This window comes from Mesorhizobium sp. WSM4814 (assembly GCF_055811595.1).
Genome location: NZ_JBVVQT010000059.1, coordinates 1 through 2,054 on the forward strand (window position 1 = coordinate 1; position 2,054 = coordinate 2,054).

The 2,054-nt window shown below is 59.3% G+C and carries 3 protein-coding genes; all 3 read right to left on the reverse strand.

What is annotated here, in order from left to right; genetic code table 11:
- The coding region (locus tag AC0L2V_RS32110; RefSeq protein WP_473522177.1) for a hypothetical protein at positions 1-446 on the reverse strand (446 nt) is incomplete at its 3' end.
- 438 nt (positions 447-884) lie between these two features.
- Positions 885-1,112 carry a hypothetical protein gene (locus AC0L2V_RS32115; protein WP_473522178.1) on the reverse strand — a complete coding sequence of 76 codons (228 nt, stop codon included), beginning with the start codon at positions 1,110-1,112 and terminating at the stop codon, positions 885-887.
- A 329-nt stretch (positions 1,113-1,441) separates the two neighbouring features.
- Positions 1,442-1,741 (reverse strand): DUF1236 domain-containing protein, encoded by a 300-nt coding sequence (locus AC0L2V_RS32120; RefSeq protein WP_473522179.1) that lies wholly within the window; start codon positions 1,739-1,741, stop codon positions 1,442-1,444.
- Positions 1,742-2,054 lie beyond the last annotated feature (313 nt).

The following is a 2,054-nucleotide window of genomic DNA, read 5'->3' on the forward strand; positions in this document are numbered from 1 at the left end:
AGTCCCCCGGCAGCCAAACCCAGAGCGAGCGCTACATACGCAGCTGCGATGGAGCGCTTAGAAAGCACTGTCTCCCAGCCCGGGGTCAGCCGCTTCGGCACAACGAGATAGTCTACGGCCGCAGCGATCGCGGCTACCGCGGAGGCATCGCGCAGCATCAGTAGCGGCGACCGCGGAGGTTTTCTGGCGAGCCAAGCCTCGAAAGGAGCGGCCCAGAATATGGCCGAAGCATGATGGGTGCCGAAGCCGACCGCCGTGTGCGCGAGGTCGGCCTCCCTAACCGCACCAGCCTTGTCGCCGTGGAACCAGTGGCTGGTGGCGTTGGTCGGCTGCAGCGCCGACTTTCCTTCGGCTTTGGCCAGAAGGGCGAGGAACGCCGCCGTCACAACACTTGCGACCGTGCCGGTCACGCCTGTCGAAAGTCCAGTCTTCAGCAAGCCGTTCACCTTAACCTCCGTAACTCTCCCTCTTTTTTAACCGCCGAACCGAAGCTCAGTTCCCGACACCTCCATTAACGGCAAGGAGCTGTATCCCGACTGAAGTGTCAATCCGCCGACGGCGCGTTCTTTTCGCGTCTGTCAGGTGATTGCGACCGCCCGGGTATACGGTGGTAGAAATCATTTTCTGCGCCGCCGCCCCGGAAGAGGTTTCATTGAAATTCCGCCAAGTTTTACACTGCCATCGCACATTCATCGATGGACTGCGGCAGTTGCGGCCTTGCTGCGGGTGTTTTCGCCTCTTGCGGCTTCACTGTTTGCGGCGCCTGGAAAGCCGGCGGTGATTTAGGCGAACCTGCCGCCCCGCAGGCTCAAGAGCAGCAAGGGCCATTGATCGCCCGATATCGGCCAGCGGCGATGACGCGTCGGCTATGGCGAGCGGTAATGTCAATGCGCCCGCGTCCAAGCCACCTGTGCCGCAAGAATCCCCTGCGCAAGGGCCGAAATTTTTTCGCTCACCGCCTTGACGGTTTCCGGCCGACCTGAAACCAGCGAACCGGTTGCCTCGGCAACCAGGATCGGCAACCGCAACCCCACAACCCAGGGCGCGAGCATCAGGTTCTGGGCAAGAGCAATCTCAGCGCGGACGCGCCTTCCTCGGTGACTGGCCAACACTCGTTACTCCTTCTGTTTGGATTTTGCGGGTCCAGATAGGCGGGCCGGCAATGACCACCAACAACATGCGCCTGTTCAGGGTTCCATAGCCCCAGTCCTTCCGTCTCGGCCCGTTCTCGTCAACGAGCTTGTCCATGCCGCCGATTAAGCGCAGTCGAAAGCAGATGGTCGCTCGTCTCAAGGGCATACGATCCCGTTCTCGACATAATGACATGACAAGCTTCAGCAAATTGATTGTTACGGCAGGCCTCGCATCGCGGCTTTGTTCCAAAAATAAAAAAGCCCGCCGCACCTTTCGGCACGGCGGGCTGTCCTCCCAGTCGCTCACGTCATTCGATGATCTTAATAATTTTGCGTGTGCCCGGGTCAACGACAACGGTCCGGTTGTCGACGACAACGGTGCGGTATTCGGTGTTGGGGACTTCATGAAGCTCGACCGTCTCGGGCAGGGTTGCGCCGATGTTGAGCTCCACTCCAGGGATTTTGACCGATGCGAGCGGCTGCTTTTTCACGTATTCCCTGATGACCGTCTCCTGTTCAGGCTCGATGACTACGTCCTGAGCGGCAGCGGCACCGATGCCTGCCAGCAGCAAAAATCCCGCGGCTGCAGTGGAAAGATGCATTCTCATAACTGTCTCCTTCGTGAGGGCTGATGCGCTGAACGAGATCGCCTTAGCGCCAGGTATCCAACCTCAGGCAGCTGCATTTGTTCCCCTTGAGGGACTTTGGTCTGACGCGCGACAGGACCTAGTCTCGCCTGTTTTGGCGTAATAGGCCGGACATAGCGCCACCCGGAACCGCCGCTGCGCATAGTCGTTGATCCCTGCAAGTTCACGGGAAGGAGCCCATGGAAAATAGTGTCCACCAAGCCCGCTGGTTACTCGCTCCGGTCTTCGCAGTTTCGATCACATTCCTGGCGATTGGAATAATCGTTAGCTAAGG

Coding starts and splice junctions, on each gene's coding strand:
- AC0L2V_RS32120 (WP_473522179.1), bottom strand. CDS start 1,741: ATGAGAATGCATCTTTCCACTGCAGCCGCGGGATTTTTGCTGCTGGCA.